The organism is Rhodoblastus acidophilus (genome assembly GCF_900187365.1).
Taxonomy (GTDB): Bacteria; Pseudomonadota; Alphaproteobacteria; order Rhizobiales; family Beijerinckiaceae; genus Rhodoblastus; species Rhodoblastus acidophilus.
Genome location: NZ_FYDG01000002.1, coordinates 365,154 through 384,993, shown reverse-complemented (window position 1 = coordinate 384,993; position 19,840 = coordinate 365,154). Strand labels below are relative to the sequence as shown.

At 66.7% G+C, this 19,840-nt stretch carries 20 protein-coding genes; 14 read left to right on the top strand and 6 right to left on the bottom strand.

Going from position 1 to position 19,840, the window contains the following annotated elements; genetic code table 11:
- Positions 1-34 precede the first annotated feature (34 nt).
- Positions 35-769 carry an ABC transporter ATP-binding protein gene (locus CFB24_RS07075; RefSeq protein WP_088519870.1) on the bottom strand — a complete coding sequence of 245 codons (735 nt, stop codon included), beginning with the start codon at positions 767-769 and terminating at the stop codon, positions 35-37.
- On the bottom strand, positions 762-1,526 hold the full coding sequence (locus tag CFB24_RS07070) for an ABC transporter ATP-binding protein (RefSeq protein WP_088520117.1): 765 nt from the start codon (positions 1,524-1,526) through the stop codon (positions 762-764). The genes CFB24_RS07075 and CFB24_RS07070 overlap by 8 nt, the downstream gene beginning before the upstream one ends.
- Positions 1,527-1,996: 470 nt before the next feature.
- On the opposite strand from CFB24_RS07070, the gene ccoN reads away from it, so the two are divergent.
- The 11 genes from ccoN (at position 1,997) to CFB24_RS07015 (ending at position 13,156) form a co-directional block, all read left to right on the top strand.
- Positions 1,997-3,613 (top strand): cytochrome-c oxidase, cbb3-type subunit I, encoded by a 1,617-nt coding sequence (ccoN, locus tag CFB24_RS07065; RefSeq protein ID WP_088520116.1) that lies wholly within the window; start codon positions 1,997-1,999, stop codon positions 3,611-3,613.
- Between the two features lie 11 nt (positions 3,614-3,624).
- Positions 3,625-4,356, top strand: coding sequence for a cytochrome-c oxidase, cbb3-type subunit II (gene ccoO / locus CFB24_RS07060; RefSeq protein WP_088519869.1), 732 nt, complete (start codon positions 3,625-3,627; stop codon positions 4,354-4,356).
- 9 nt (positions 4,357-4,365) lie between these two features.
- Positions 4,366-4,515, top strand: coding sequence for a cbb3-type cytochrome oxidase subunit 3 (locus CFB24_RS07055; protein WP_088519868.1), 150 nt, complete (start codon positions 4,366-4,368; stop codon positions 4,513-4,515).
- A 3-nt stretch (positions 4,516-4,518) separates the two neighbouring features.
- The gene (gene ccoP, locus CFB24_RS07050) at positions 4,519-5,400 is read left to right on the top strand and encodes a cytochrome-c oxidase, cbb3-type subunit III (protein WP_088519867.1); all 882 of its coding nucleotides are present in this window, start codon (positions 4,519-4,521) and stop codon (positions 5,398-5,400) included.
- Positions 5,401-5,623: 223 nt separating this feature from the next.
- Positions 5,624-7,099, top strand: coding sequence for a cytochrome c oxidase accessory protein CcoG (gene ccoG, locus CFB24_RS07045; RefSeq protein WP_088519866.1), 1,476 nt, complete (start codon positions 5,624-5,626; stop codon positions 7,097-7,099).
- Positions 7,100-7,119: 20 nt separating this feature from the next.
- On the top strand, positions 7,120-7,623 hold the full coding sequence (locus CFB24_RS07040; protein ID WP_141098381.1) for a FixH family protein: 504 nt from the start codon (positions 7,120-7,122) through the stop codon (positions 7,621-7,623).
- Positions 7,624-7,626: 3 nt separating this feature from the next.
- A complete protein-coding gene (locus CFB24_RS07035; protein ID WP_088519864.1) occupies positions 7,627-9,819 on the top strand; it encodes a heavy metal translocating P-type ATPase in 2,193 nt (730 codons plus the stop codon).
- 15 nt (positions 9,820-9,834) lie between these two features.
- Positions 9,835-9,987: a cbb3-type cytochrome oxidase assembly protein CcoS gene (gene ccoS, locus CFB24_RS07030; RefSeq protein ID WP_088519863.1), complete on the top strand. Its 153-nt coding sequence runs from the start codon at positions 9,835-9,837 to the stop codon at positions 9,985-9,987.
- Positions 9,984-11,183 carry an MFS transporter gene (locus tag CFB24_RS07025; RefSeq protein WP_176440417.1) on the top strand — a complete coding sequence of 400 codons (1,200 nt, stop codon included), beginning with the start codon at positions 9,984-9,986 and terminating at the stop codon, positions 11,181-11,183. The genes ccoS and CFB24_RS07025 overlap by 4 nt, the downstream gene beginning before the upstream one ends.
- 1 nt (position 11,184) lies before the next feature.
- Entirely contained in the window at positions 11,185-11,991 is an 807-nt protein-coding gene (gene thiD, locus CFB24_RS07020) for a bifunctional hydroxymethylpyrimidine kinase/phosphomethylpyrimidine kinase (protein WP_088519862.1), read from the top strand.
- Positions 11,992-12,049: 58 nt separating this feature from the next.
- Complete coding sequence (locus CFB24_RS07015) at positions 12,050-13,156, top strand: alpha/beta fold hydrolase (RefSeq protein WP_244593072.1); 1,107 nt, start codon at positions 12,050-12,052, stop codon at positions 13,154-13,156.
- 12 nt (positions 13,157-13,168) lie between these two features.
- Here the strand turns inward: CFB24_RS07015 and hisG are convergent, their stop codons facing one another.
- From hisG to hisS, 4 genes are all read right to left on the bottom strand, one after another.
- Positions 13,169-14,131, bottom strand: coding sequence for an ATP phosphoribosyltransferase (gene hisG, locus CFB24_RS07010; RefSeq protein ID WP_088519860.1), 963 nt, complete (start codon positions 14,129-14,131; stop codon positions 13,169-13,171).
- A gap of 1 nt (position 14,132) precedes the next feature.
- Positions 14,133-15,215: an ATP phosphoribosyltransferase regulatory subunit gene (locus CFB24_RS07005; protein WP_088519859.1), complete on the bottom strand. Its 1,083-nt coding sequence runs from the start codon at positions 15,213-15,215 to the stop codon at positions 14,133-14,135.
- A gap of 89 nt (positions 15,216-15,304) precedes the next feature.
- Positions 15,305-15,661: a DUF4087 domain-containing protein gene (locus tag CFB24_RS07000; protein WP_088519858.1), complete on the bottom strand. Its 357-nt coding sequence runs from the start codon at positions 15,659-15,661 to the stop codon at positions 15,305-15,307.
- Positions 15,662-15,706: 45 nt separating this feature from the next.
- The gene (hisS, locus tag CFB24_RS06995) at positions 15,707-17,200 is read right to left on the bottom strand and encodes a histidine--tRNA ligase (protein WP_088519857.1); all 1,494 of its coding nucleotides are present in this window, start codon (positions 17,198-17,200) and stop codon (positions 15,707-15,709) included.
- A 129-nt stretch (positions 17,201-17,329) separates the two neighbouring features.
- On the opposite strand from hisS, the gene CFB24_RS06990 reads away from it, so the two are divergent.
- From CFB24_RS06990 to CFB24_RS06980, 3 genes are all read left to right on the top strand, one after another.
- The gene (locus CFB24_RS06990) at positions 17,330-18,244 is read left to right on the top strand and encodes a TIGR01459 family HAD-type hydrolase (RefSeq protein WP_088519856.1); all 915 of its coding nucleotides are present in this window, start codon (positions 17,330-17,332) and stop codon (positions 18,242-18,244) included.
- Positions 18,245-18,322: 78 nt separating this feature from the next.
- On the top strand, positions 18,323-18,784 hold the full coding sequence (locus CFB24_RS06985; protein WP_088519855.1) for a MaoC family dehydratase: 462 nt from the start codon (positions 18,323-18,325) through the stop codon (positions 18,782-18,784).
- A 93-nt stretch (positions 18,785-18,877) separates the two neighbouring features.
- The gene (locus CFB24_RS06980; RefSeq protein ID WP_244593073.1) at positions 18,878-19,831 is read left to right on the top strand and encodes a bifunctional riboflavin kinase/FAD synthetase; all 954 of its coding nucleotides are present in this window, start codon (positions 18,878-18,880) and stop codon (positions 19,829-19,831) included.
- Positions 19,832-19,840 lie beyond the last annotated feature (9 nt).

The window sequence follows — 19,840 nt, the reverse complement described above, 5'->3', positions numbered from 1 at the left end:
CTCCCAGTCCCGCTCCTTTGCGGAGCCTTGAAATTCAGACGCCGAGATAGGCGTGGAGCTTGTCCATGTTTTCGGGCAGCTCGGCGGCGGCGAAGGCGTCGATGACCCGGCCGTGCTCCATCACGTAAAATCGGTCGGCGAGGCCCGAGGCCCAGCGAAAATTCTGCTCGACCAGCAGCACGGTGAAGCCGCGCGGCTTCAAGCGCCGGATCGCCGCGCCGATCTGCTTGACGATGATCGGGGCCAGCCCCTCCGTCGGCTCGTCGAGCATGAGCAGGCGGGCGCCGGTGCGCAGGATGCGGCCGATCGCCAGCATCTGCTGCTCGCCGCCGGACAGCTTGCCGCCCATGCTGGTCGAACGCTCCCGCAGGTTGGGGAACAGCTCGTAAATTTCATCGAGCGACAGCCCGCCCGGCGCGATTTTCGGCGGCAGCAGCAGATTTTCCAGCACGGTGAGGCTGGCGAACACGCCGCGCTCCTCCGGGCACAGCGCGACGCCGCGCCGGGCGATCTTGTCGGAGGGCAGGGCGATGGTTTCGGCGCCGTCGAAACGGATCGAGCCTTCGCGCCGCGGCGCCATGCCCATGGCGCATTTCAGCGTGGTGGTCTTGCCGGCGCCGTTGCGGCCGAGCAGCGTGACCACCTCGCCCGCGCGCACCTCGAAATCGACGCCGTGCAGCGCATGCGATTCGCCATACCAGGCTTGCAGGCCGGACACTTTGAGCAGCGGCTCGGACTTCGTCCGATCAGACATGGTCCGGTCAGACATGGGCCGGCTCCGCCATTTCGCCAAGATACGCCTGCTGCACCGCGGGGTTGGCGGAGACGGCGGCGTAGTCGCCTTCGGCCAGAATCTTGCCGCGCGTGAGCACCGTGATCACGTCGCACAGGCTGGCGACGACGTTGAGATTGTGCTCGACCATCAGCACCGTGCGCCCCTCCGCCGCGCGCTTGATCAGGGCGGCGATGCGCCCGACGTCCTCCTGGCCGAGGCCCGCCAGCGGCTCGTCGAGCAGCAGCATTTTGGGGGCGAGCGCCAGCGTGGTCGCCAGCTCCAGCGCGCGCTTGCGGCCATACGGCATTTCCCCGGCGAGCGTCTCCTCCCAGCCGGTCAGCCCGACTTCGGCCATCAGGGCGCGGGCGTCGGCGTCATAGCGTTTAAGGATTCGATCCGAGCGCCAGAAGTCGAAGGATTCGCCGCGCCGGCGCTGCAGGGCGGCGCGCACGTTCTCCAGCGCGGTGAGGTGGGGGAAGACGGCGGAGATCTGGAACGAGCGCGCCAGTCCCATCCGCGCCACTTCGGCCGGACCCGCCCGCGAAATGTCGGCGCCCTCGTAAAGGATGGTCCCGCGCGTGGGCGCGAGAAATTTCGTCAGCAGGTTGAAGCAGGTGCTCTTGCCGGCGCCATTGGGCCCGATCAGCCCGTGGATCGTATGGCGGCGCACGCGCAGGCCGACGTCGCTTACGGCGGTAAAGCCGGCGAATTGCTTCGTCAACCCCGAGGTTTCCAGGGCATAGACCGTCATAAGGCGGCATTCCTCCCGACGGCGCTTGCGCGCCGCCATTCCCGACGGAGTTTCGGCTCCGTTGTCACACGGTCCCTTGTGGGACTCTCTGCCACCCAGAGTAGGCGCCGGCGCGGCGTGGAATCAAGCGGTGACGCGCGGAAATTCTCGTTCTTTAGTCCAAAGTCTCAGGTTCGTGGCGGCGCTGTGTCGCCGCCGAACCCTGGCTATTGGGCGAAAGTCGGCGCGACAAAGTGTCGCAATTCTCTTGCAAAGTTCGCGTGATGGTCTCGCCATAGCCTGTGTTTGGCGCTATGGAGGCGGCGGAACGCGTTATTTGACTTGCGTCAATGAACGCGTTGCCAGGGGCGGGCAATGGTCCGCGCAATGGCGATCTGGTAGGCTTTACGGCGCTGGATTGATTTCATTGGGGCGAAAACATGGCGCAAGCAGACTCACTCACCACGGCGCCGCCATCCGGCGGCAAAAGCATGACCTTTGGCGAAATCACGATGATCGTGGTGTCGCTCGTCGGCGCGATCGGCGCGCTGTTCATCGCATCGAAGGCCTACACCGCCCCCTATGCGTTCCACATGATCGTTTTCGCCCTGGCGGGTTTCGGCGGCGTCATTGCGACGCTCAAGCGGTACAAGAGCCGTCCCGCGGTGATCCCGCAGGAAATCGACGGCAAGCCGAACTATAATTACGGCCCGATCAAGTTCACCTCCATCGCGGCGGTGTTCTGGGGCATCGCCGGGTTCCTGGTCGGCCTGATCATCGCGCTCGAACTGGCCTTCCCCGACCTGTCGATGGGTCTGCCCTGGCTGAACTTCGGCCGTCTGCGCCCGCTGCACACTTCGGCGGTCATTTTCGCCTTTGGCGGCAACGTCCTGCTCGCGACCTCGTTCTACGCCGTGCAGCGCACCTGCCGCGCCCGCCTCGCCGGCGAAATCGCGCCCTGGTTCGTCGTGCTCGGCTACAACCTGTTCATCGTCATCGCCGGCACCGGCTACCTGCTGGGCATCACCCAGTCCAAGGAATACGCCGAGCCGGAATGGTATTCGGACCTCTGGCTGACCATCGTCTGGGTCGGATACCTGCTGGTGTTCCTGGCGACCTTGTGGAAGCGCAAGGAGCCCCACATTTACGTCGCCAACTGGTTCACCCTGGCGTTCATCATCACCATCGCCATGTTGCACCTTGGCAACAACGCCTCGATCCCCGTCTCGATCTTCTCGCCCAAGTCCTACATCGTCTGGTCCGGCGTGCAGGACGCCATGTTCCAGTGGTGGTACGGCCATAACGCCGTCGGCTTCTACCTGACCGCCGCCTTCCTCGCGATCATGTATTACTTCGTGCCCAAGCGCGCGGAGCGCCCGGTTTATTCCTATCGCCTGTCGATCATCCACTTCTGGGCCCTGATCTTCATGTATATCTGGGCCGGCCCGCACCATCTGCACTATACGGCGCTGCCGGACTGGACGCAGACGCTCGGCATGACCTTCTCGATCATGCTGTGGATGCCCTCGTGGGGCGGCATGATCAACGGCCTGATGACGCTGTCGGGCGCCTGGGACAAGCTGCGCACCGACCCCGTCCTGCGCATGCTCGTCGTGTCCGTCGCCTTCTACGGCATGTCGACCTTCGAAGGTCCGCTCATGTCGATCAAGGTGGTCAACTCGCTGTCGCACTACACCGACTGGACCATCGGCCACGTGCATTCCGGCGCTCTGGGCTGGGTGGGCTTCGTCTCCTTCGGCGCGCTCTACTGCCTGATCCCCTGGGTGTTCAATCGCAGGCTCTACTCGCTGAAGCTGGTGAACTGGCACTTCTGGATCGCCACCATCGGCATCGTGCTCTACATCACGGCCATGTGGGTGTCGGGCATTCTGCAGGGTCTGATGTGGCGCGCCTACACCGCCAACGGCTTCCTGGAATATTCCTTCATCGAGACCGTCGAAGCCATGTTCCCCTTCTATGTGATCCGTGCGGCGGGCGGCGGCCTGTTCCTGATCGGCGCGCTGATCATGGCCTTCAACTTCTACAAGACCATCCGTTCGCCTGAACAGGCGAGCGCCCCCGAAGCCGCTCTCGCGCTTGCCGAATAAGGAGATCGAACATGTCCCTGTGGAGCAAGCACGCGATCTTCGAAAAGCACTCGCTGGTGCTGACCGTCGGCATTCTCATCGTGGTCGCCATCGGCGGCCTCGTGGAGATCGGCCCGCTCTTCTACCTGAAGAGCACCATCGAAACCGTCGACGGCGTGCGTCCCTACACGCCGCTCGAACTCGCCGGACGCAACATCTACATCCGCGAGGGCTGCTATCTCTGCCATTCGCAGATGATCCGCTCGCTGCGCGACGAGGTGGAGCGTTACGGCCATTACTCGCTGGCCGCGGAGTCCAAATATGACCATCCGTTCCAGTGGGGCTCCAAGCGCACCGGTCCCGATCTCGCCCGCATCGGCGGCAAGTATTCGGACGACTGGCAGCGCGGCCATCTGAACAATCCGCGTTCGGTGGTGCCCGGCTCGGTCATGCCGCGCTATGGCTTCCTCGAAAGCGCGCCGCTCGATTACGCGCACATTCAGGAAGACATGAAGGTGCTGCAGATCGAAGGCGTGCCCTACACCGACGAGATGATCGCCAAGGCGAAGGACGACCTGAAGGTCCAGCTCAACGCCGAAGATGGGGCGACGGCCGATCTGGCCAAGCGCTATCCCAAGGTCGCCGCGCACGCCAGCAATGGCGCCGCCGGTCCGACCGAGCAGGACGCGCTCGTGGCCTATCTGCAAATGCTGGGCACGACGGTGGACTTCTCGCAGTTCAACGACAAGGCCAACTGGCGCTGAGAGGCGAACATGGACGTCGAAGTTTTCTTCGCTCAAATGAAAATCGTGAGCATCCTGCTGGTCGTGATCGCATTCCTGGGCGTGATCGCCTTCGCGCTCTGGCCATCGAAGAAGAAAAGCTTCGACGCCGCCGCGCGCCTGCCGCTCAACGAGGATTGAACGATGGTTGATCACACGCATCAAGACATAGACGCGGCCACGGGCACAGCCACCACGGGCCACGAATGGGACGGCATCAAGGAATTGAACACGCCGCTGCCGCGCTGGTGGCTGTGGGTGTTCTACGCCTGCATCGTCTGGGCCTTCGGCTACTGGGTCGTCTATCCGGCGATCCCGCTGCCCGGCGGCCACACCAAGGGGCTCTTGAACTGGGCCTCGCGCGACGCCGTCATGCAGGAAGTCGAAAGCCTCAAGGCGACCCGCGCGCCCTTCGTCGGCAAGATCGAGCAGGCCTCGCTGCAGGACATCAGCGCCGATCCGAAACTGGCCGAATTCGCCCGCGCCTACGGCAAGTCGGCGTTCGGCAACAATTGCGCGCCCTGCCATGGCTCGGGCGGCCAGGGCGCCGTCGGCTATCCCAACCTCGCCGGCGACCGCTGGCTGTGGGGCGGTTCGCTCGACCAGATCGCCGCGACCATCACCCATGGCGTGCGCAGCGGCGACGCCGAAGGCCACGACCCGGCCGGCGCGGCGGGCATGCCCGCCTGGTCGCAGATGGGCCTGAACGCCCAGCAGATCGACCAGGTCGCCGATTACGTCGTGTCACTGATCGCGCCGACCAAGGCCGACGTCTCCGCCGGCCAAAAAATCTTCGCGGAGAATTGCGTGGCCTGCCACGGCGAGGACGCGAAGGGCAACACCGATCTGGGCGCGCCCAACCTGACCTCCAAGTCCAAGTGGCTCTACGGTTCGGACAAGGCGACGGTGGTGCAGACCATCGCCAACGGCCGCGCCGGCCACATGCCGGCCTGGGGCGCCAAGCTCGACACGGCCACCATCAAGTCGCTGACGATCTACGTCCACTCTCTGGGCGGCGGCCAGTAAGCCGCGCGGAACGCCGCGACCCTCTGCGGCGAAGCCGGTCATGCCGGCTTCGCCTTTTCGTTTTAAATTTCGCCAAGCTCTGGCGATTATAATCAAGGCGAACCTTGATTTTACTCAAATGAGAGCGAATTAAGCATCGACTGCGCAGGCGCGCGGGGCCTATAGAGCAGGACGCTCCCCCCTTTTCGGCCGCGCGCAGGCGCGATGCAACGGATACGGCGACATGACGGTCAGCGCGCAAAAAGCCCCTATCATCCGGAAAGCGGCGCCGGAGCCCGAACCCTCGGACTCGCTTTACGAGGGGCGCAAGCAGATCTATCCGCAGAGCGTGTCCGGCCGGTTCCGCAACATCAAATGGGGCCTGCTGATCGGCGGCATGCTGCTCTATTATTTCCTGCCGTTCGTGCGCTGGGACCGCGGTCCAGACCAGCCCAGCCAGGCTGTGCTGGTCGATCTGGCCAACGGCCGCTTCTATTTCTTCGGCGTCGAGATCTGGCCCCAGGAAGTCTATTACATCACGGGACTGCTGATCCTCGCCGCCTTCACCTTGTTCCTGATGAATGCGCTCGCCGGGCGCGTCTGGTGCGGCTATCTCTGCCCGCAGACCGTCTGGACCGATCTCTTCCTGCTGATCGAGCGCTGGACCCAGGGCGAGCGCCGCGAGCGCCTGAAAAAGGCGGGCCAGCCGTGGACGTTGCAGACGGTGGTCGAGACGGCGCTGAAACATGTGCTGTGGCTGGCGATCGCCTGGTGGACCGGCGGCGCCTGGGTGCTGTATTTCGCGGACGCGCCGACGCTGGTGAAGCAGCTCGCCACCTTCCAGGCGCCGATGGAGGCGTATGTCTGGATCGGCATCCTCACCTTCACCACCTATACGCTGGCCGGCTTCGCCCGCGAACAGGTCTGCCTGTACATGTGCCCGTGGCCGCGCATCCAGGCGGCGCTGACCGACGAATGGGCGCTCAACGTCACCTATCGCGTCGATCGCGGCGAGCCGCGCGGCTCGGTCAAGAAGGCCAAGGTTTTACGCGCGGAGGGGAAGCCTGCGGGCGATTGCGTCGATTGCAACCAATGCGTGGTGGTCTGCCCGACCGGCGTCGACATCCGCAACGGATTGGACATGGGCTGCATCCAATGCGGCCTGTGCATCGACGCCTGCGACAATGTGATGAGCCGGATCGGCCGTCCCACCGGCCTGATCGGCTATGACACCGACAACAATGTCGAGCGCCGCGCCCAGGGGCTTGCGGCGCTGCCGCCGAAAATCCTTCGCGCCCGCACGCTGATTTATATCGCGCTGATCGCCGGCGTCGCCGCCATCATGGGCGTCAGCCTCGCCACCCGGAACACCCTGGGCATCGACGTGATGCACGACCGCAACCCGATCTATGTGGCGCTGTCCGACGGGTCGCTGCGCAACGGCTATACGATCCGCGCCCTCAACAAGCACGGGTCCGCCCGCGATTTCAAATTGACGCTGGAGGGTCTGCCGCGCGGCCAGATCGAGATCCTCGGCCAGAAAGCCGAGGGCGGCGCCGTCAGCGTCCACGTCGAAGCCGACCAGACGCTGGAACTGCGCGTGATGGTCACCACGCCGCCGGACGCGCCGCCGCCCGCGAGCACGCCGATCAAGCTGGTGCTCACCGACCCCAAGACGGGCGAGCAGACGACGCGCGCCGATTTTTTCAAAGGCCCCTGAGATTGCCGGAAGGACAAAAAATGATTGAAGACAGTGATTATCATCCGAAGGGCGCGCCGCTCACCGGGCGCAAGGTGCTCCTGATCCTGATCGGCTTTTTCGGCGTGATGCTGGCGGTCAATTTCTACATGGCGCGCGCGGCGATCAAGACCCATCCGGGCCTCGACATCGCCCATCCCTATGACGCCGGCGTCGCCTATAACAAGGAAATCGCCGCCGCCAAGGCGCAGGAGGCGCTGGGCTGGACGGTTGACCTGAGCCGCGTCGTCCAGGGCGCCGTCACCGCCATCACGGTCACGGTCAAAGACCGCGACGGGCGCCCGGTCAACGATTTGGTGGCGAGCCTGCATTTCGTCTATCCTGCGACCAGCCGGCTCGACCAGGTGGTGGTGGTCGGCTCCGTGGCCGACGGCGTCTACGCCGGGGCGGCCGAGTTGCAGCGCGGGCATTGGGAGGTCGAGGTGGTGCTTCAGCGCGAGGGCCAGCAGATATTCCGGTCGCGCAACACGTTCAACGTCGAGTAAGCGATGGGCGCCGCGCCGGATTTCTCGCATTTCGTTCGCAACGACGAGGACGGGCGCTCGCGCCTCGACCTCGCCATTGACGGCATCACCTGCGCGGCCTGCCTGCCCGATATCGAGACGGCCATGCGCCGGTTGCCTGGCGTAAAACTGGCGCGGCTCAACCTCACCAGTCACCGGCTCGCGCTCACCTACGATCCGCAGCAGGTCGAGCCGGGGCGCTTCACCGGCGCGCTCGAGGCGATCGGCTATCGCGCCTATCCCTACGAGCAAAGGCAGGTCGAGGCGGACGAGCAGGCCCGCTTCAATCTGCTGCTGAAATGCCTGGGCGTGGCCGTGTTCGCGGCCATGAACATCATGCTGCTGTCGATTTCGGTCTGGTCGGGCCAATCGACGTCGCTGCCGCCGGAAACCCGCGATTTCTTCCATTTCGTTTCGGCGCTGATCGCGCTGCCCGCCGCCGCCTATGCGGGACAGCCGTTTTTCAGTTCGGCCTGGGCGGCGATCCGGCAGCGCCGGCTCAACATGGACGTCCCCATCACCATCGGCGTGACGCTGGCGCTGGGCCTGTCGGTCTATGAGACCCAGCATCATGCGGATCACGCCTATTTCGATTCCGCCATCATGCTGCTGGCGTTTCTGCTGGCGGGCCGCGTGCTGGATCAGGCGATGCGCCGCCGCACAAAAACCGCCGCCGGCAATCTCGCCGCGCTGAAAGGCGAGAACGCCTTGCGGCGCGACGGCGCGGAATGGGTTCTGGTGCCCGTCGCGGCGCTGGCGGCGGGCGACCGCCTGCTGGTGCGCGCCGGCGAGCGCGTGCCCGCCGACGGCGTGATCGTCGAGGGGGCGAGCGCGCTCGATGAAAGCGCCATCACCGGCGAGACCGATCCCAAGCCGGCGCAGGCCGGCGACAATGTCTATGCCGGCACGGTCAATGGCGAGGGCGCGCTCACCGTCGATGTCACCGCCGCCGGCCATTCCGCCCTGATCGACGAGGCGGCGCGGCTGATCGAGCAGGCGGGGGCGGCGCGCTCGAAATACATGCAGCTGTCGGATCGCGTGTCCCAGTTTTACGCGCCCGCAGTGCATCTCACGGCGCTGGTCACGGGCCTGTCCTGGTGGCTGTTCTTCGGCGCCACGGCGCACGATGCGCTGGTGATCGCCATTTCCGTCCTGATCATCACCTGCCCCTGCGCGCTGGCGCTGGCCGTGCCGACCGTGCAGGCGATGGCGTCGGGCGCCTTCTTCCGCTCCGGCCTGTTTCTCAACGACGCGCGCGGGCTGGAGAAACTCGGCGAGATCGACGCGGTGGTGTTCGACAAGACGGGCACGCTGACCCTGCCGCAGCCCGGAATCGCCAATGCCGACGCGATCCCCGCCGACCTGCTGGAGCTCGCCGGACGGCTCGCGCGCTCAAGCCATCATCCGCTCGCGCTGGCTCTGGCGCGCAGTCTGCGCGGCGGCGCGCCGCTGCCGGACGCGCGCGAGACGGCGGGGCAGGGGGTCGCGGCGCCTTATGAGGGTTTTGAGGCGCGGCTCGGCTCGGCCAGCTTTTGCGACGCCGAATTTTTGGCCGCCGAAGCGGAGGTCAGCGCGATTTATGTGCGCGCCGGCGAAAAGGTCGCGCGCCTCGATATCCGCCAGAGTTTGCGGCCCGACGCGGCAAAAATTGTCGCCCACCTGCGCGCGGAAAAGCTCGACCTGCACATTCTCTCCGGCGACCGCCCCGAGGCGGTGGCGCCGGTTGCGGACCAACTCGGGATCGCCGACTGGCGCGGCGGCCAGAAACCGGCCGACAAGATCGCCTTTGTCGAGCGGCTGAAGGCGCAGGGCAAGAAGGTGCTGATGGTCGGCGACGGTTTGAACGACGCCCCCGCGCTCGCCGCCGCCCATGCCTCGATCTCGCCGATCGACGCCGTGCATCTGACCCAGGCGCAGGCCGACGCCGTTTTCCTTGGCGAAAAGCTGCTGCCGGTCGCCGCCGCCCAGGCCATCGCCCGGCGGGCGCGGGCGCTGATGACCCAGAACCTGACCTTCGCCATCCTCTATAACGCCGTCGCCGTGCCCGTCGCCATGGCGGGACAGGCCTCGCCGCTGTTCGCCGCCGCCGCAATGTCCGGATCGTCCATTCTGGTGACGCTCAACGCGCTGCGCTTGCGCGGGCCGGGGAAACGCGTCACTCTCCTGGCCAAATCGTAAAGCGAGAGATCAGCCATGAACGTTCTGGTCTTCCTCATTCCCTTGGCGATTCTGCTGGGGCTGCTCGCGCTCTACGGTCTGTTCTGGTCGCTCAAGCGCAATCAATATGAGGATCTCGACGGCGCCGCCTATCGCATCCTGCTCGACGACGACATAGAGAAGAAATGACCGCCATCGACCGGGGCAGCGACATGCCGGAGCCTCAGGACGGCGCAGGCCTCGCCCGCGCCGGGCGTCTCGCCTGTTTCTGCCCGCCCGGCGCGCCCGCGCCCGGTTCCGCCGGCCTTGAAGCGGAGGGCCGCTGGAGCCCCGGCGTGGCCACGCTGGCCGGCGGCTTCGCGCTGTCGGTGCTGTCGCAGAGCCTGACCCTCGGCATGCTGCCGCTGGCGGGGCGGTTGCTGGCGCCGTCGCCGCATCTGATGTCCGCGCCCTATATCGCCATGCTCTCAGGCGCGGCGCTGGCGACTTTTCCGGCCTCTTTCCTGCTCGACGCTTTCGGGCGCCGCGCCGCGCTGGCGCTGGGCGCGAGCCTCGGCGTCGCCGGCGGTCTGATCATGGCCTGGGCCTTGAGCGTTTCGCTATTCGCCCCGTTCTGCCTCGGCGCCTTCTGGCTCGGCGTGGCCCAGGGTTTTTCGCTGTTCTACCGTCATGAGGCGGCGCTGGGTTCCGATTCTCGGGGTCGCGCGCGGGCGGCGTTGATCGTGTTCGGCAGCGGCGCGCTGGCGGGCCTGATCGGCCCGGCGCTCGCGGGCCTCGTCGCGCAATATGCGCCGGAAAAATTGTTCGCCGCGACGGCGCTGGCCGCCGCCGCCACCCAGGTTCTCGTGCTGGTTCTCGCCGTGCTGACCACGGCGCGCGCGCCGATCCTGCCGTCCGCCGCCGTTTCGCGCGCGACCGAGGCGCCGGATTGGAAGGCGTTCGTCGCGCCGAGCGCGATCGCCGCGCTGGCGTGGTTCGGCATGACGGCGGCCATGGTGGGCGCGCCCGGCGCCATGTCGGGCTGCGGCGTCGCCGCGCCCGATATTTTCTCGGTGGTGTCCTGGCACGTGATCGCCATGTACGCCCCGGCGTTTTTCGCCGGCGCGCTGGCGCGGCGTCTCGGCGCCGACGCCACGGCGGGGCTGGGTCTGGCGCTGGTCGCGGGCGCCTGGGCGCTGGAAATCCACGCCGGCGACGCCTGGCGCTTCGCCGCCGCGCTGATTGTGGTCGCCATGGGCTGGAGCCTCGCCACCGCCGGGGCGTCGCTGCGGCTATATCGCGCGCGAAAAAAGCCGTCGCGCGCCATGCTGGCGGCGCATGACGCGCTGCTGTTCGTTTCGGCCATGGGCGGCGCCTTCGCCGCCGCTTTCCTGCCGGTGAGCTGACATGGTGGGGATCGCCAAAATCCTGTCGATCGCCGGCTCCGACCCGTCCGGAGGCGCGGGAATCCAGGCCGATCTGAAAACCTTTTCGGCCCTGGGTTGCTATGGCATGGCGGCGATCAGCGCCCTCACCGCGCAAAATACGCAGGGCGTGCGGGCGGTCAGCATGGTCGCCCCCGATTTTTTGGCGCAGCAGATCGAGGCCATTTTCGCCGACATTGACGTCGACGCGGTGAAGATCGGCATGATCGGCGCGCCCGACAATGCGCGGGTGATCGGCGCGGCCCTGAGTTCGGCGCGGGCGAAAAACATCGTGCTCGATCCCGTTCTGGTGGCGACCAGCGGGCATGAACTCGGCGGCGACGTGATGGTGGCGCCGTTGCAAGAAATGTTTCCGCTGGCGCGGCTCATCACGCCCAATCTGATCGAAGCCGCGCGCCTTGTCGGCGGCGCGGGTCCCGGCGGGGCGGAGGACATGCGGGCGCTGGCGCTGCGGCTGCGCGACCTCGGCGCGCCGGCGGTGCTGGTGAAAGGCGGCCATCTCGCCGAAGGCGATGCGCTCGATGTGCTGTATGACGGCGCCGATTTTATCGAATTCACCGCCCCGCGCATAAAAACGCGCAACACCCATGGCACCGGCTGCGCCTTGTCCTCGGCCATCGCCGCTTTGCTCGGGCAGGGGCGGGGTTTGCGCGAGGCCGTCGGCGAGGGCAAGGCGTGGCTGACGCGGGCGCTGCAGGCGGGGGCCGAACTGCGCATCGGCGCGGGTCACGGGCCGCCGGATCATTTCTGCGATTTCCGTCGCTCTTGAACCGTCGCGCGCGCGTCACGGCGAGGGGGTATTGCTAATGAAACGCCGCGAGCCGACCATGGATCTGATTGTCGAAAAGCGCCGCATGACCATTCCCGAGCTGCGCCTGCTCGGCGGCGCCGCGCTCAGGGACGTTCCCGTGGGTTTCGAGGCCTACGGACGGCTGGCCCCGGCGCGCGACAATGCGATTCTCGTCTGTCACTATTTTTCGGGAACCAGCCACGCCGCCGGCCGCTATTGCGCCGAGGACGCCAAGCCCGGCTATTGGGACGAGATCATCGGCCCGGGCAAGGCGGTGGACACGGAGAAATTCTTCGTCATTTCGGTCGATACGCTGTGCAATCTCAACGCTTTCGATCCGAACGTGACCACGCTGGGACCGGCCAGCCTCAACCCGGCGACAGGCGAGCCCTATGGCCTGCGCTTTCCCGCCGTCGCCATCGCCGATTTCGTGCGGCTGCAAAAGGCCGTGCTCGACGCGCTGGGCATCGGACGGCTGCACGCGGTGATGGGGCCGTCGATGGGCGGGCTGCAGACGTTTGAATGGGCGGCGTCATTTCCCGATCGTGTCGGCCGGATCGTCCCGGCGATCGCCGCGCCGAATTTCGGCGGCTGGCTGATTGGCTGGCTGTCGCAATGGGCGCAGCCGATCCGGCTCGATCCCGCCTGGCGCGGCGGCGACTATTACGCAAGTGGCGCGCCGAAAGCAGGGTTGGAAGCGGCGCTGCGGCTGATCACGCTCAACGCGTTCGACGCTGATTGGGCCGACCATGTCATCGGCCGGGGGCTGAAGCAGGGCGGCGATCCCGCAGATCTGGCCGCCGAGCCTTTCGCCATCGAGCAGGCACTCACCGACGCGGCGCGCGAGAAAATGCCGCTGATGGACGCCAACGCCTTGCTCTATCTCGTGCGCGCCAATCAAACCTACATCCCCGGCGCGGGCGCCGGGGCGCGCGACGCCGATGACGGCTTGAGCCGCATCATATGCCCGTCCCTGATGATCCATGCGCCGGGCGATCAGGTTTTTCGCGCCGAATGGGTCGAGGCGGCCGCGCGGAAGATCGGCGCCGAAACGGTTCCGCTGCATGGGCCTTACGGCCATTATAACGGCATTCTCAAGATCGCCGACGCGGCGGAGCGCATCCGGGATTTTCTGGAAGGATGAGCGCGCCGGCGCTCACGCGCCGAGGCGGGTCACCAGTTTTTCGTAGAGCGGGTTTTTCGCCGTGAACACGTAATCGCTCTGGCGCACGATCACGTCTTCCGCGCCCTGGCCGATCAACCAGTCGGCCAGCGCCGGCGCCTGCGCCTTGGGCGCGAACATGGTGATGCGGCCGTCGGCGTTGCGGCGGCGCAAGCGCGCGCCAAAACCGTCGAGGCTTTTGGCGAATCCGTCCGGCTCGCTGTGCAGCGTCGCCACCAGCTCGCGGGTCGAGCGGGCCTCTTCCTCGGCCGCGATGCGCGCCAGGATTTGCCGCGCCGTCTCGCGCAGGTCGGGGCTCCAGGGCGCCGTCACCGACGCCACCAGATTGGCCTCCGAGCGCAGGATCACGCCGTCGTCCAGCACTTTCAAGCCATTGGCGACCAGCGTCGCGCCGGTCGAGGTGATGTCCACGATCACTTCCGCCAGCCCGGCGGCGGGCGCGCCCTCGGTGGCTCCGAGGCTTTCGACGATGTGGTAGTCGGTGACGCCGTGATCCCGGAAGAAGGCGCGGGTGGTGTTGACGTACTTCGTCGCCACCCGCATCCGCATGCCGCGCCGGGCGCGAAAACTCAGCGCGACATCGTCGAGATCGTCCATGTCGCGCACGTCGATCCAGGCCTGCGGCACGGCCACCACCACATTGGCGTGGCCGAAGCCGAGCTTGGTCAGCAGTTCGACCTTGTCCTGCGCCTCGGCCTCGACCACCAGATCTTCGCCGGTGATGCCGAAATGCACCGCGCCGGAAGCGAGATTGCGCACGATTTCGGAGGCGGACAGGAAGGCGACCTCGACATTGTCGACGCCCCCGAGCACGCCGCGATAGTCGCGCGCGCCGCGCGCCTGCTGCACGGCGAGGCCGGCGCGGGCGAAAAAGGCGTTGGCGTTTTCCTGCAGGCGCCCTTTCGAGGGCACCGCCAGAACGAGTTTTTCGCTCATGTCAGAGCCGCTCCATCCAGATGGCGGCGCCGACCGCCGGAATGTTGGTTTTCGCGCCGAGCGTCTTCAACAGGCCGTCGTAGCGCCCGCCGGCGATGGCGGGCCGGGCGACGGCCGGGTCGCCCTTGCAGGCCTCGAACACGAAGCCGGTGTAATAATCGACATTGCGCGCGAAGCCGGCGGAAAACTCCAGCGTGTTGAGGTCGATGCCGCGCGCGGCCAAAAAGTTCAGGCGGCGGTCGAAGCCGTCCATCTCCGGCCCGAGGTCGAGGGCGGCGGCGTCGAACAGCGCGCGCAATTGCGCGGAGGCCTGATCGGGCTGGCCGGCGATGGCGAAGAATTCCTGCAGCAGGCCGCGCTTGGCGGCGTCGAGGCCGCTGCCGCCGCGCAGCTCCGCCTGTTCGAGGAAGCGGTCGGCGATTTCGCCGGCGGTGCGGCCGCCGAGCGCGGAAATGTCGGCGATCTTCAGCAGATCTTCCACCAGCGCGCGGGCGCCGGCCTTGTCGGCGCCGTCGAGCGCGGCCAGCACGCCGGAATGATCGGATTTGTCAGGCTTGGGGCTGAAAATCTCGTCGATGGCCTGGCCCTTGGCGAGACCGGACCTTATGCGGCGCAGCCAGACGGCGGGCAGTTCAAGCCGGTCGAGCAGCGCCGAGATCAGCGAGGCGTCGCCGATGCGCACGCGCCAGGAATCCCCGCCGGCGCCGGCCGTCTCCAGCGCCAGGGCCAGGATTTCGGCGTCGGCGGCCTCGCGGTCGGCGCGGCCGAAATTTTCCAGGCCCGCCTGAACGAATTCCGGCTTTTTGCCGGCGCTGAGCCGGAACACCGGGCCGCCCGCGCAGACTGCGGCGGGCTTGCCGGCGTCGGGCGAGCCGAGATAGGCCAGCGACAGCGGAATGGTGAATTCGGGGCGCAGGCAATATTCGCGCGTCCCGTCGGAGGTGAGCAGCAGCCGCCCGCGCATGTCCTCGCCGGACAGGTCGAGAAACACCGCCGCCGGCTGCAGGATGCCGGGATCGCAGGCGCGATAGCCCGCGCCCTCCAGCTTCCGCAGTAAACCCTCTATGTCCTGCCCGGCGCTCATTCCCTGCTCCGCCCGAAATTTGGACCCGCTTTAGCAAGATTGCGCGCGGAAAGCACCCCATTTTCCCCGCCAGGGTTTACGGGGCGGCGTCATTCCGGCGTTTTCAGGCTCTTGTCCTTGCGGCAGGCGGCGAGCGGCTTGCGCGCGAAGCCCGTGATCTTGACCACCGTGTGATTTTTCGCGTCGAACGCGCCGGTCACGCAGCCGCAGGCGTAGCCGTAAGAGCCGTTGGTCTTGACGAAATCATGCGTGGTGAGGTCGGGGATGAAGTCCATGCCGGGATCGCGGTCCTGCCCTTGCGTCCTCATGATCCAATCGGCCTTGTTGTCGGTGATCCACCAATTGCCCGGCGTGGGATTGACCACATAGCCGCAGCGGGTTTCGGCGAGCGCGGCGCCGGCGCAGGTTTGGCTGGCCAGCAGGGCGACAAGGGCGAGGAAGCGCATGGAGAGCCTTTCGGATTGGGGAGGCGGGGCGAAAAACCCCGCTGGTCAAAGGTTGTGGCGCGCCAGAATGTCCTGCACGGCGCTGACCATTTCGTCTTCGCTGACGGAAATCTGCGCGGGCCGCGCCGCCTTCCATTCCTCGTTGGAGGCGATGGCCGCCGCCGCCTGCGCGCCGTCGATCAGATCCTTGATCTGGACTTCGCCCTTTTCGCGCTCGTTGGAGCCCTGGATGATCACGCAGGGGCTGTGGCGCTTGTCGGCGTATTTCATCTGCGCCTTCATGCCGGCGCCGCCGAGGTAAAGCTCGGCGCGCAGGCCGGCCTGGCGCAGCCGGGCGACCAGGGTCTGGTAATGGGCGAGATGGTCGCGGTCCATCACCAGCACCACCACCGGGCCGCGATGCGGCTGGGCCGCGACCAGCGGCGAATCGATCGCCTTGAGCGCCGCGAACAGCCGGGACACGCCGATGGAAAAGCCGGTGGCCGGCGCGTTTTCGGCGCGGAACCGGCCGACGAGGCCGTCATAGCGGCCGCCGCCGCCGATCGAGCCGAAGCGGATCGGCTGGCCCTTGTCGTCCTTGGCGGTGAACGTGAGTTCGGCTTCGAACACCGGGCCGGTGTAATATTCGAGGCCGCGCACCACCGACGGGTCGATCAGCAGCCGGCTTTCATTATAGTCGCCGGCCTTGGCCAGCGCGTCCATGGCGCGCAGCTCCTCGACGCCTTCCAGGCCGCGCGGCGAGGCGGCGACCAGGGCGGCCAGCGCCTCCAGCGTCTGCGCATTGTTGCCGCGCCGCGCTTCGGTGAAGGCGATCACGGTTTCGATGGCCTGTTCGGACAGCTGGGCGCCCTTGGTGAAATCGCCGGACTCGTCCTTGCGGCCGGCGCCGAGCAGGTCGCGCACCCCGCGCGGCCCGAGACGGTCAAGCTTGTCGATGGCGCGCAAAACCACCAGCCGGCGCGCGGCTTCGGCCTCGCCGCCCAGCCCGATGACTTCGAGCACGCCGTCGAGAATCTTGCGGTTGTTGATCTTCAAGAGATAGTCGCCGCGGGCGACGCCGAGTTTTTCCAGCGTGTCGGCCGCCATCATGCACAATTCGGCGTCGGCGGCGGGGCTGGCCGAGCCGACCGTGTCGGCGTCAAACTGCATGAACTGGCGGAAGCGGCCCGGACCCGGCTTTTCGTTGCGGAACACGAAGCCGGAGCGATAGGAGCGGTACGGCTTGGGCAGGCTCTCGAAATTTTCGGCGAAATAGCGGGCGAGCGGCGCGGTCAGGTCATAGCGCAGCGACAGCCATTGCTCGTCGTCGTCCTGAAACGAGAACACGCCGGCGTTGGGGCGGTCCTGGTCGGGCAGGAATTTGCCCAGCGCCTCGGTATATTCCACCGCCGGGGTCTCGACGGCTTCGAAGCCGAACAGTTCATAAGCCTCGCGAATGGCGTCCAGCATGGCGCTGACGGCGCGCAGCTCGTCGGCGCCGCGATCGACGAATCCGCGCGGCGCCTTTGCTTTCACGAGAGTGGGTTTGGCGTCGGTCATAAGTGTGGGTCCTGTTTTCGGTTTCATAGGCGGGGCGCGGCGTAGACACAAGTGCGGGCGCGGCCCGGGCGAGCCCGCATGGGGGCGTTGAGGGTTGACTCGCGGGACCGCGACGGTTAGCCGCAAGGCATGACCGACAGCAGCGCCGCCGACACGCCCACCCGCCTCGTTTCACGTCCCGCCGGGCTTGCCGCTATTGCAGGCCGCTATGACGCGGTTCTGTGCGACATCTGGGGCGTGCTGCACGATGGCGCCAAGGCGTTTCCCGCCGCCCCCGGCGCCTTGCGCGCCCTGCGCCGCGGCGGCAAGCCGGTGGCGCTGGTCACCAATGCGCCGCGCCCCGATTATGAAGTGGCGGCGCACCTGACGGATTTGGGGATCGCCCCCGATTGCTACGACGCCATCGCCACCTCCGGCGACGTCTGCGCCCGCGCCATCGTCGGGCGCGCGCCGCAAAAGCCGTTCCAGATCGGCCCGGAGCGCGACTTGCCGGTGTATGACGCGGCCTCGCGCATGGCCGGATTCGAAATCCGGCCCGTCGCCCTTGATGAGGCCGGCTTCGTGGTCTGCACCGGGCTGGTCGAGGACACGGTGGAGACCCCCGCCGATTACGAGGCCGTTTTGCAGGCCTGTCGCGCCAAAAACCTGCCGATGATCTGCGCCAACCCCGATCTCGTGGTCTATCGCGGCGAGCATCTGGTCTATTGCGCCGGCGCGCTGGCCGAACGCTACGAGCAATTGGGCGGGCGGGTCGAGCAGGCCGGCAAGCCCTATGCGCCGATCTACCGCGCCGCGCTGGCGATGCTGGAGACGGCGCGCGGCGCGCCGCTGTCGCCAAGCCGCGTGCTCGCCATCGGCGACGCCATGCACACCGACATCGCCGGCGCGCAGGCCATGGGCATGGATTGCGTGTGGATCACCACCGGCGTCCACCGCGAGGATGTGCATGGGCAGGACGGCGCGCTCGACGTCGAGGCGCTGAAGCAGTTTTTCCAGGAGCAGGACACGCCGCCGACCTACCACATGGACCGGCTGGCCTGGTGACGGCCTCCCTTCGGCCAATGGACTTTCGCCCGCGCTCGCGCTTTCTGAGGCGATGGTTAAGCCGAAAGGGGAGCGTCAATGACCGCGAAGTGGAAGACTTATTATTTCGAGGACCTGAGCCTCGGCATGCGCGAAACCATCGCCAAGACGGTGACGCATGACGATATCGTGAGCTTCGCGCATCTGTCGGGCGACCACAATCCGCTGCATCTCGACGACGATTTCGCCGCGCAGACCCAGTTCGGCAAGCGAATCGCCCATGGCCTGTTCACCGCCAGCCTGATTTCGGCGGTGATCGGCACCCATATGCCCGGGCCCGGCGCCATCTATTTGCAGCAATCGCTGACCTTCAAGGGGCCGGTGCATATCGGCGACGAAGTCATCGTGTCGGTCGAAGTGGCCGAACTGATCGAGAGGGGCGCGCGCTGCAAGCTCTATTGCCTCGCCACAGTCGCCGGCAAGCCCGTGCTGGAGGGCGACGCCCTGGTGAAGGTGCCCGCGCGCAAGACGGCGGCGCCGAAGGAAACGGCCCAGGCCTGATCGGATGGTTTGATCCGACGCCTGATCTGACTTGACGTTTGGCGGGCGGCGCCGGTTAAAAGGCGCCGACGCCAAATGTCGGCCGGTGGATTCATGAAGTCTGACACATTCGTTCTGAGCGTCGATCCCGAGGCGCCGCCGCCGGGGATCGCCGGCGCCGTCGTCGCCATCGGCAATTTCGACGGCGTGCATCGCGGCCATCGCGCGGTGATCTTTCGCGCCAAACAGCTGGCGAAAAAGCTCGGGCGCCCCTGCGCCGTGCTGACCTTCGAGCCGCATCCCGCCGATTTCTTCGCCGGGGCGCCGACGATCTTCCGGCTCACCTCCCGCGACGCCAAGGCGCACCGGCTGCGCGAACTCGGCCTCGACGGCATGGTGGTGATGAGTTTTGACGCGCGACTCGCCGGTCTCGAGGCCGAGGATTTCCTGCAGGACATTCTGTTGCGGCGGCTGGGCGCGGCGGGCGTGGTGGTCGGCTACGATTTCCATTTCGGCGCGAAACGCTCGGGCACGCCGGAGTTTTTGCGTCGGCGCGGCGCCGAACTCGGGCTGACCGTCGAGATCGTCGAAAAAGTCACCGCCGACGAGCAGGGGTCGATCGAAGCGGTCTCCTCGACGGCGACGCGCGAGGCGCTCGCCGCGGGCGATGTCGCGGCCGCCGCCGCCCTGCTGGGCCATCCCTGGTCGGTCACCGGCGAGGTCATTCACGGCGCCAAGCTCGGCCGCACGCTCGGCTATCCCACCGCCAATCTGGCGCTCGACCGGAACTGTGGGCTGCGCCACGCCATTTATGCGGTCGAGGTCGAGCTTGACGGCGCACGCCTCAAGGGCGTCGCCAGTTTCGGCCGGCGCCCGACGGTGGAGGACAATGGCCCGCCGCTGCTCGAAATCCATATTTTCGATTTCAACGGCGATCTCTACGGCCGGGAGATCGAAGTGTTTTTCATCGCCTTCCTGCGGGCGGAAGAACAATTTTCCTCGCTCGACGCGCTGCAGGAGCAAATCCGCCGCGATGAGGCGGAGGCGCGGCGCATTCTGGCCGCATGAAGAAAATTT

Bases quoted from the DNA above. Each gene is read 5' to 3' on its own strand.
- ccoS (WP_088519863.1), top strand. From the start codon at position 9,835: ATGAACGTTCTGGTCTTCCTCATTCCCTTGGCGATTCTGCTGGGGCTG.
- CFB24_RS07035 (WP_088519864.1), top strand. From the start codon at position 7,627: ATGGGCGCCGCGCCGGATTTCTCGCATTTCGTTCGCAACGACGAGGAC.
- ccoG (WP_088519866.1), top strand. From the start codon at position 5,624: ATGACGGTCAGCGCGCAAAAAGCCCCTATCATCCGGAAAGCGGCGCCG.
- ccoO (WP_088519869.1), top strand. From the start codon at position 3,625: ATGTCCCTGTGGAGCAAGCACGCGATCTTCGAAAAGCACTCGCTGGTG.
- CFB24_RS07005 (WP_088519859.1), bottom strand. From the start codon at position 15,215: ATGAGCGCCGGGCAGGACATAGAGGGTTTACTGCGGAAGCTGGAGGGC.
- CFB24_RS07015 (WP_244593072.1), top strand. From the start codon at position 12,050: ATGGATCTGATTGTCGAAAAGCGCCGCATGACCATTCCCGAGCTGCGC.
- CFB24_RS07075 (WP_088519870.1), bottom strand. From the start codon at position 769: ATGTCTGACCGGACCATGTCTGATCGGACGAAGTCCGAGCCGCTGCTC.
- ccoN (WP_088520116.1), top strand. From the start codon at position 1,997: ATGACCTTTGGCGAAATCACGATGATCGTGGTGTCGCTCGTCGGCGCG.
- ccoP (WP_088519867.1), top strand. From the start codon at position 4,519: ATGGTTGATCACACGCATCAAGACATAGACGCGGCCACGGGCACAGCC.
- hisS (WP_088519857.1), bottom strand. From the start codon at position 17,200: ATGACCGACGCCAAACCCACTCTCGTGAAAGCAAAGGCGCCGCGCGGA.
- CFB24_RS06985 (WP_088519855.1), top strand. From the start codon at position 18,323: ATGACCGCGAAGTGGAAGACTTATTATTTCGAGGACCTGAGCCTCGGC.
- thiD (WP_088519862.1), top strand. From the start codon at position 11,185: ATGGTGGGGATCGCCAAAATCCTGTCGATCGCCGGCTCCGACCCGTCC.
- CFB24_RS07025 (WP_176440417.1), top strand. From the start codon at position 9,984: ATGACCGCCATCGACCGGGGCAGCGACATGCCGGAGCCTCAGGACGGC.
- CFB24_RS07070 (WP_088520117.1), bottom strand. From the start codon at position 1,526: ATGACGGTCTATGCCCTGGAAACCTCGGGGTTGACGAAGCAATTCGCC.
- CFB24_RS07000 (WP_088519858.1), bottom strand. From the start codon at position 15,661: ATGCGCTTCCTCGCCCTTGTCGCCCTGCTGGCCAGCCAAACCTGCGCC.
- CFB24_RS07040 (WP_141098381.1), top strand. From the start codon at position 7,120: ATGATTGAAGACAGTGATTATCATCCGAAGGGCGCGCCGCTCACCGGG.
- CFB24_RS07055 (WP_088519868.1), top strand. From the start codon at position 4,366: ATGGACGTCGAAGTTTTCTTCGCTCAAATGAAAATCGTGAGCATCCTG.
- CFB24_RS06980 (WP_244593073.1), top strand. From the start codon at position 18,878: ATGAAGTCTGACACATTCGTTCTGAGCGTCGATCCCGAGGCGCCGCCG.
- hisG (WP_088519860.1), bottom strand. From the start codon at position 14,131: ATGAGCGAAAAACTCGTTCTGGCGGTGCCCTCGAAAGGGCGCCTGCAG.
- CFB24_RS06990 (WP_088519856.1), top strand. From the start codon at position 17,330: ATGACCGACAGCAGCGCCGCCGACACGCCCACCCGCCTCGTTTCACGT.